The 7,678-nt window shown below is 69.3% G+C and carries 6 protein-coding genes and 1 pseudogene; 6 read left to right on the top strand and 1 reads right to left on the bottom strand.

From position 1 onward, the window contains the following. The 5 genes and pseudogenes from ACZ68L_RS35120 to ACZ68L_RS35100 all read left to right on the top strand — a co-directional run. Positions 1-150: pseudogene (locus ACZ68L_RS35120) on the top strand (flavodoxin-dependent (E)-4-hydroxy-3-methylbut-2-enyl-diphosphate synthase); the annotation flags it as partial. Between the two features lie 26 nt (positions 151-176). Beyond that, positions 177-2,078 carry a 1-deoxy-D-xylulose-5-phosphate synthase gene (gene dxs, locus ACZ68L_RS35115; protein ID WP_469585494.1) on the top strand — a complete coding sequence of 634 codons (1,902 nt, stop codon included), beginning with the start codon at positions 177-179 and terminating at the stop codon, positions 2,076-2,078. Further along, entirely contained in the window at positions 2,075-3,472 is a 1,398-nt protein-coding gene (locus ACZ68L_RS35110; protein WP_469585492.1) for an aspartate aminotransferase family protein, read from the top strand. Before dxs ends, ACZ68L_RS35110 begins: the two co-directional genes overlap by 4 nt. An 84-nt stretch (positions 3,473-3,556) precedes the next feature. After that, positions 3,557-4,165 carry a helix-turn-helix domain-containing protein gene (locus ACZ68L_RS35105; RefSeq protein WP_469585490.1) on the top strand — a complete coding sequence of 203 codons (609 nt, stop codon included), beginning with the start codon at positions 3,557-3,559 and terminating at the stop codon, positions 4,163-4,165. Between the two features lie 33 nt (positions 4,166-4,198). Beyond that, the gene (locus ACZ68L_RS35100; RefSeq protein ID WP_176729046.1) at positions 4,199-4,366 is read left to right on the top strand and encodes a DUF6126 family protein; all 168 of its coding nucleotides are present in this window, start codon (positions 4,199-4,201) and stop codon (positions 4,364-4,366) included. 21 nt (positions 4,367-4,387) lie between these two features. On the opposite strand, the gene ACZ68L_RS35095 is transcribed toward ACZ68L_RS35100, so the two are convergent. Further along, positions 4,388-5,200 (bottom strand): tyrosine-protein phosphatase, encoded by an 813-nt coding sequence (locus tag ACZ68L_RS35095; RefSeq protein WP_469585486.1) that lies wholly within the window; start codon positions 5,198-5,200, stop codon positions 4,388-4,390. 225 nt (positions 5,201-5,425) lie between these two features. Between ACZ68L_RS35095 and ACZ68L_RS35090 the strand changes: the two genes are divergently transcribed. Next, entirely contained in the window at positions 5,426-7,525 is a 2,100-nt protein-coding gene (locus ACZ68L_RS35090) for an alpha-galactosidase (RefSeq protein ID WP_469585483.1), read from the top strand. Positions 7,526-7,678: the final 153 nt, after the last annotated feature.

Here is a 7,678-nt window from a genome sequence, read left to right as displayed (position 1 = left end):
AAGGGGCAGATCTTCGTGAAGGGCGAGGTCATCAAGACCGTGCCGGAGTCGAAGATCGTCGAGACGCTGATCGAAGAAGCCCTGAAGATCGCCGAGGGCATGGACGCCGCGGGAGCGCCATCGGGGGCTCCCGCCGTCACTGTGAGCTGAAACAGAACCAGAGAAGGGGCCCGAGCGTGACGATTCTGGAGAACATCCGGGGGCCGTACGATCTCAAGGCGCTGAGCGCGGCGGAGCTTGACGAACTCGCCGAGGACATCAGGCAGTTCCTCATCCGGGCGGTAGCGAGGACGGGCGGTCATCTGGGGCCCAACCTGGGGGTGGTGGAGCTCTCCATCGCCCTGCACCGGGCCTTCGACTCGCCCGTGGACCGCATCCTGTGGGACACGGGTCACCAGAGCTATGTGCACAAACTGCTCACCGGGCGGCAGGACTTCTCCAAACTTCGTGGCAAGGGAGGCCTGTCCGGCTACCCCTCCCGCGAGGAGTCCGCGCACGACGTCATCGAGAACTCGCACGCCTCGACCGTCCTCGGCTGGGCCGACGGCATCGCCAAGGCCCATCAGGTGCTGGAGCGGAGCGACCACGTCGTGGCCGTCATCGGTGACGGCGCCCTCACCGGCGGCATGGCCTGGGAAGCGCTCAACAACATCGCGGCCGCGAAGGACCGTCCGCTGATCATCGTGGTGAACGACAACGAGCGTTCGTACGGCCCGACGATCGGCGGCCTCGCCAATCACCTCGCCACGCTCCGCACCACCGACGGATACGAACGCTTCCTCTCCTGGGGCAAGGGAGTGCTCCAGCAGACGCCAGTCATCGGACAGCCGTTGTACGAGTCGCTGCACGGCGCGAAGAAGGGGTTCAAGGATGCCTTCGCCCCGCAGGGCTTGTTCGAGGATCTCGGGCTCAAGTACGTCGGTCCGATCGACGGCCATGACGTCGCGGCCGTCGAATCCGCACTGCACCGGGCGAAACGCTTCCACGGCCCGGTGCTGGTGCACTGCCTCACCGAGAAGGGCCGTGGCTACCCGCCCGCGCTCCGGGACGAGGCCGACCGCTTCCACACCGTGGGCGCGATGGACCCGCTGACCTGCGCACCGCTCGTTCCGGCCGCAGCGCCGTCCTGGACCGCTGTCTTCGGGGACGAGATCGCCGCGATCGGTGCCGAGCGGCCGGACGTCGTGGCCGTCACCGCGGCGATGCTGCACCCCGTCGGACTGACGAAGTTCGCCGAGGCGTTCCCCGACCGGGTCTGGGACGTCGGGATCGCCGAGCAGCACGCCGCGGTCTCCGCGGCGGGTCTCGCCACCGGCGGACTGCATCCGGTCGTCGCCGTCTACGCCACCTTCCTCAACCGGGCCTTCGACCAGCTGCTGATGGACGTCGCGCTGCACAAGTGCGGGGTGACGTTCGTCCTGGACCGGGCCGGGGTCACCGGACCCGACGGGCCCTCCCACAACGGCATGTGGGACATGTCGGTGCTGCAGGTCGTCCCCGGGCTGCGGATCGCCGCCCCGCGCGACGCCGACGAGCTCCGGGCCGAACTCCGCGAGGCCGTGGCCGTGGACGACGCGCCCACCGTGATCCGGTTCCCCAAGGCGGCGGTGGGGGAGCCGATCCCGGCCGTCGACAGGATCGGCTCCATGGACGTGCTGCACCGGGCGGACGACCCCGATGTGCTGCTGGTGGCCGTCGGCGCGCTCGCCCCGGTCTGTCTCGGCGCCGCAGACCTGCTGGCGGGCGGCGGGATCCGCTGCACCGTCGTCGACCCGCGCTGGGTCAAACCGGTCGACGAACAGCTGGCCCCCCTCGCCGAACGGCACCGGCTGGTCGCCGTCGTCGAGGACAACAGCCGGGCAGGGGGCGTTGGTTCGGCAGTCGGACAGGCGCTGCGGGACGCCGGGGTGGACGTACCCCTGCGGACGTTCGGCATCCCCGAGCAGTTCCTCGCCCACGGCAAGCGAGCCGAGGTGCTGGCGGACATCGGGCTCACACCGGTGGAGATCGCCGGGCGGATCAGCGGGGCCCTGGCCGCCAAGGAAGCAGCGAGAAGGACCGAGGAGAGCGGGGCATGAACGACGACGGGCCCAAGGGCTTCGATCTGGTACAGCTCCTCGCGGAGCGCGGCGCCGAACGCTATGAGCTGCACACCAGACACCTCAATCACCAGTTGCCCCGCATGTTGCACACCATCGGTTTCGACAAGGTCTACGAACGGGCCGAGGGTGCGCACTTCTGGGACGCGGACGGCAACGACTACCTCGACATGCTCGCCGGGTTCGGGGTGATGGGGCTCGGCCGCCACCACCCCGTGGTGCGCAAGGCCCTGCACGACGTCCTCGACGCCTCGCTCGCCGACCTCACCCGCTTCGACTGCCAGCCGCTGCCGGGGCTGCTGGCGGAGAAGCTGCTCACGTACAGCCCGCACCTGGACCGGGTCTTCTTCGGCAACAGCGGTACGGAGGCCGTCGAGACCGCCCTGAAGTTCGCCCGGTACGCCACCGGCAGGCCCAGGATCCTGTACTGCGCGCACGCCTTCCACGGGCTGACGACCGGCTCGCTCTCGGTGAACGGGGAGAACGGCTTCCGGGACGGCTTCGCACCCCTGCTGCCGGACACCGCCATCGGACTCGGTGATCTCGACGCGCTGCGGCGGGAGCTGAAACGCGGCGACGTGGCGGCACTGGTCGTCGAGCCCATCCAGGGCAAGGGCGTCCACGCCGCGCCGCCCGGCTTCCTGCGGGCCGCACAGGACCTGCTTCGCCGGCACAAGGCGCTGCTCATCGCCGACGAGGTGCAGACCGGCCTCGGCAGGACCGGCGCCTTCTACGCGTACCAGCACGAGGAAGGTGTCGAACCGGATCTGGTCTGTGTCGCCAAGGCCCTCTCCGGCGGCTATGTGCCGGTCGGGGCGACGCTGGGAAAGGACTGGATCTTCAAGAAGGTCTATTCGTCCATGGACCGGGTCCTGGTCCACTCCGCGAGCTTCGGCTCCAACGCACAGGCGATGGCGGCCGGTCTCGCCGTCCTCGCGGTGATGGAAGACGAGGAGACCGTCGCGCACGCGCGCCGCACCGGTGATCTGCTGCGCGAGCGACTGGCCGCACTGGTCGACCGCTACGAGCTGTTGCACGAGGTGCGCGGGCGCGGGCTGATGATCGGCATCGAGTTCGGCCGGCCGTCGTCACTGAAGCTCCGCAGCCGCTGGGCCATGCTGCAGGCGGCCCGCAAGGGCCTCTTCGCGCAGATGGTGGTCGTGCCGCTGCTCCAGAAGCACCGCATTCTCACCCAGGTCTCGGGCGACCATCTGGAGGTGATCAAGCTGATCCCACCGCTGGTGATCGGGGAGCCGGAGGTCGACCGGTTCGTCACCGCGTTCACTGCCGTGATGGACGACGCCCACAGCGGTGGCGGGCTGATGTGGGACTTCGGCAGGACCCTGGTCAAGCAGGCCGTCGCCAACCGCTGACGCCACTGCCCCGTACGGGTCGATGACTTTTGCCTCCGAGGCAATAAATTTGCCTCGGAGGAAAGCTCCTGGCCCAATGGGTACATGAATACTCCGGACGGAGGGGTGGCCGACGAGCTGCCCGGGATCGCGCCACGCCTGCGCGATCTGCGCCGCAGCCGTGGTCTTACCCTGGAGACCGCCGCCGAGCGGGCCGGGCTCTCGCCCGCCCATCTTTCCCGGCTCGAAACCGGGCGTCGTCAGCCGTCGCTGCCGATGCTGCTCGGCCTTGCCAGGATCTACGGTACGACGGTCTCCGAACTGCTCGGCGAGAAACCCCCGGAACGTGACGCGATCATCCGTGGTGGAAGGTTCGAAGGGGCCGAGGCCGATGGCTGGATGTACCGGCGGGCCGGTGGTGCCGGCCGGGCCATGCAGGCGCTTCGCGTCCGGGTTCCGTACGGTGCGCAGGGCGACCTCGTGCGCGTCCATCCCGGCGAGGAGTGGCTGTACGTGCTCGCCGGGCACCTGCGGGTCACGCTCGGGGACACCGTGCACGATCTCGCTCCCGGTGACAGCGCGCACTTCGACTCGCTCACCCCGCACCGGATCACGGCCGTCGACCGTGACGGTGCCGAGCTGCTCTTCGTCCACACCCTGCTGCAGAGCCCTGCTGCCGAGCTGTGCCTCGGCAGCGGTATCCATCATCGCTGAGACCGCTCCGTCCGGTCGCCAGAGAGGACTGTCATGTCCGATTCAGAGAACTTCGACCCGCTCGGGTCCAGGAAGAACTATGAGGCCCAGGAGCGGAAGTTTCCGCGCGGCGTGGTGATCCGGCTGTTCGCCTACCTCATCGCCGGGCACATCTTCGCGGCCTTCCTCTACCTGCTCTTCGCGGTGGCCGGCAAGGGCTGACCATCACGAAGAGCGGTCCGGCTACGCCTCGTCGAGGAGCTGCTCGCGCAGCCGCTCACGGGTCTCGGGGGCGAGCTTCAGCCCCTCGGAGAGGTAGCGGTCGGTGCTGCCCCACGTTTCCTCGATGGTGACGAAGGCGGCGTCCAGATAGTCGGCGTGGGCACCGAAGAGGGGGCTGAGCAGCTCCATCACCTCGGGCGACATGCCGTTTGCCGAGGTGTCGCCGCGCTGCACCTTGTAGCGGCGGTGGGCGTCGTTGGACTTGATGTAGTCGGCCTCGATGGCGTCGCGCTCGACGCCGACGGCCAGCAGCGACACCGCGATCGACAGACCGGCCCGGTCCTTGCCCGCCGCGCAGTGCATCAACGCCGGAACGCTGTCCTCGGCCAGGGCGTGCAGGACACGGCTGTGCTCGGCGGTCCGGTCCAGGATGATCGAGCGGTACGAGGCGATCATCCGGTCCGCCCCCTTGCCGTCGGCGAGGAGCGAGCGCAACTGGTCGAGATCGCCGTCGCGGACCATCCGCCAGAACTCGGCGCCGTCGGCGGGGTCGGAGAGCGGGATGCTCACGTTGCGTACGCCAGGCAGTTCCACGTCCAGGCCGTCGAGCCGGTGGTCGGCGGCGTTGCGGAAGTCGAAGACCGTGTGCAGACCGAGACCGCCGAGAAACGCGGCGTCCTCGGCGGTGGCGTGCGCGAGGTGACCACTGCGGAAGAGCCGTCCGTGCCGCACCCGCCGGCCGTCCGCGGTGGGCAATCCACCCACGTCGCGGAAGTTGCGGACGCCCGCCAGCTCGGGTTCCGTCGATGGGATCTGCGGCAACTGCTGCGTCACAGGGACTCCTGGGGTGTCTGGCGTCGACGCGAGTCGCCGACAAGGCCATTTACGCGACAATACGACATTGATTCCTCAGGCAATCATCTCGACCTTTCCTTGTCGATACCTCGTGAACCTCCGCGCTCCGGTGGCGAATCCGTCCGGTGAATTCCTCGCGAGATCGTTGCCCGCCCACCCGGCGACGGTCGATGATGTGCGGAACTGTTGGAATGTGGGGAAGCGATGATCGAGACTGGCGACACGGGCCGGACCTGGCTGCTCACCGGGGCGAGCAGCAGCTACGCACTGCGAATCACCGAGCGGGACGAACTGCTCCATCTCCACTGGGGGCCGCGGATCTCCCTTGCCGCGGCCGAGGCCCTGGCCGCGGCGCCGGAACCGTCGCCCAGGGGATTCGAGTCCCGGCTCGACGGCCATGAGGAGTACCCCGTGGAAGGCGGCCCGCGGTTCGTCCGCCCGGCCCTCTCGGTACGCACCCCCGAGGTCCGCGGCACGGAGTGGGCCTTCGCCGACGCCGTGGTGGACGGGGCCGAGCTCCGTATCGGCTTCACCGACTCCGTGCACCGGCTCGCCCTCACCCTGCACTACCGGATGCGGAACGACTCCGATGTGATCGAGCGCTGGGCCACCGTCACCCATGCAGGCCCCGACGGCCCGCCGCTGGAACTGCTGCGCGCCGACGCCGCCGCCTGGGCGCTGCCCGCCCGCGACGGCTGGCGGCTGAGCCGGCTGCACGGCCGCTGGGCGGCGGAGTCCCGGCTCGCACGGGCGGAGCTGTCGTACGGCGAAAGCGTCATCTCCAGCAGGCGCGGCCATACGGGCCACCAGTACCTGCCGTGGGTCGCCCTCGATGCCGACGGTGCGGCGACCGAGGAGAGCGGGGAGGTGTACGGCTGTGCGCTCGGCTGGTCCGGGTCGTGGCGGATCTCCGTACAGCGGCTCCCCGACGGGCTCGTGCAGATCACCGGTGGCGCCGGCCACGACGACTCCGGGCTGCTGCTGCTCGGACCGGGGGAGTCCTACGTCACACCCGTCTTCGCCGGGCTGTGGAGCGCGGAGGGGTTCGGCGGGGCGAGCCGGGCCTGGCACGTCTGGCAGCTGGCCCATGTGATTCCGGACGCGCAGAGCCTGCGGCCGGTGCTCTACAACTCCTGGGAGGCGACCGGCTTCGACATCACGCAGGGGCAGCAGCGCGCCCTCGCCGAGCGGGCCGCGGCGATGGGGGTCGAGCTGTTCGTCGTGGACGACGCGTGGTTCGGGCGGCGCACGAGCGACCGGGCGGGGCTCGGGGACTGGACGCCGAATCCGGACCGCTTCCCCGGCGGGCTGAAGCCGCTCGCCGACGAAGTGCACGGTCTCGGCATGCAGTTCGGCATCTGGGTCGAGCCGGAAATGGTCAATGCCGACAGCGATCTCTATTGCGCACACCCGGACTGGGTGCAGCACTTCCCCGGTCGGGCGCGCACCGAGTTCCGTAATCAGCTGGTGCTCAATCTGGCCCGCGCCGATGTGCGGGACCATCTCTACGAGCAATTGGACACGTTGCTCTCCAGTGCGCCCGTCGACTATGTGAAATGGGACTTCAACCGCTCTTTCACCGATGCGGGCTGGCCGGGCGAGAAGTATCCGCAGAAGCTCTGGGTCGAGCATGTGCACGCCCTGTACGCGCTGATCGATCGGCTACGGGCCGCGCACCCCTCGGTCGCCTTCGAGTCCTGCTCGGGCGGCGGCGGCCGGGTCGATCTGGGGATTCTGTCCCGCACGGACCAGGTGTGGACCTCCGACAACACCGACCCGCTCGACCGCCTCGCCATCCAGGAGGGCTTCGGTCAGATCCATCCGGCCCGGGTGATGGCCGCCTGGGTCACCGACAGCCCGAACGTCCAGCTCAACAACCGGGTCAGCTCGCTGCGCTTCCGCTTCGTGAGCGCGATGGCCGGTGTGCTCGGGGTCGGCGGGGACCTCACCGAATGGAGTGCGGGGGAACTGGCCGAGGCGCGGGGCTGGGTGGACCTCTACAAGGAGATCCGGTCCGTGGTGCAGCACGGCGCCCTGTACCGGCTGCGCGCCCCGCGCGGCGGACTCAGCGCGGTCCAGTACATCCACGGGGAGGAGGCCGTGGTCCTGATGTGGCTGGAGGCACAGAGGTACGGGGAGCGGCCCCCGGCCCTCAGGCTGCGCGGGCTCGACCCCGCGGCGACGTACGCCTGCCTGGACACGGGGGTGGTGCACCACGGTTCGGTGCTGCTGCACCAGGGGCTGCACACCGGGCTTCAGGGGGATCTGGACGCGAGGGTGCTGAGGCTCCGGCGCGAGCGATGAACATGGGTGTCCGTAATGAGCCGATTTAGCACTAACGGGCTCTGTTTGTCAGGGAGATGGTCGCCTTCTCGTGAGCGGGATCATATCCGTGACGGTGCGTGCTGACGGAGCGGTCGGGCAGTCCGTGCGCGGCGCGGAAATTCAAGATCCTTA

Source organism: Streptomyces sp. NPDC104309, assembly GCF_055584025.1.
Note: the sequence above shows the minus strand (reverse complement) of the source record. Positions and strands in the feature narration are given on the sequence as shown.

Coding starts and splice junctions, on each gene's coding strand:
- ACZ68L_RS35090 (WP_469585483.1), top strand. CDS start 5,426: ATGATCGAGACTGGCGACACGGGCCGGACCTGGCTGCTCACCGGGGCG.
- ACZ68L_RS35110 (WP_469585492.1), top strand. CDS start 2,075: ATGAACGACGACGGGCCCAAGGGCTTCGATCTGGTACAGCTCCTCGCG.
- ACZ68L_RS35105 (WP_469585490.1), top strand. CDS start 3,557: ATGAATACTCCGGACGGAGGGGTGGCCGACGAGCTGCCCGGGATCGCG.
- ACZ68L_RS35100 (WP_176729046.1), top strand. CDS start 4,199: ATGTCCGATTCAGAGAACTTCGACCCGCTCGGGTCCAGGAAGAACTAT.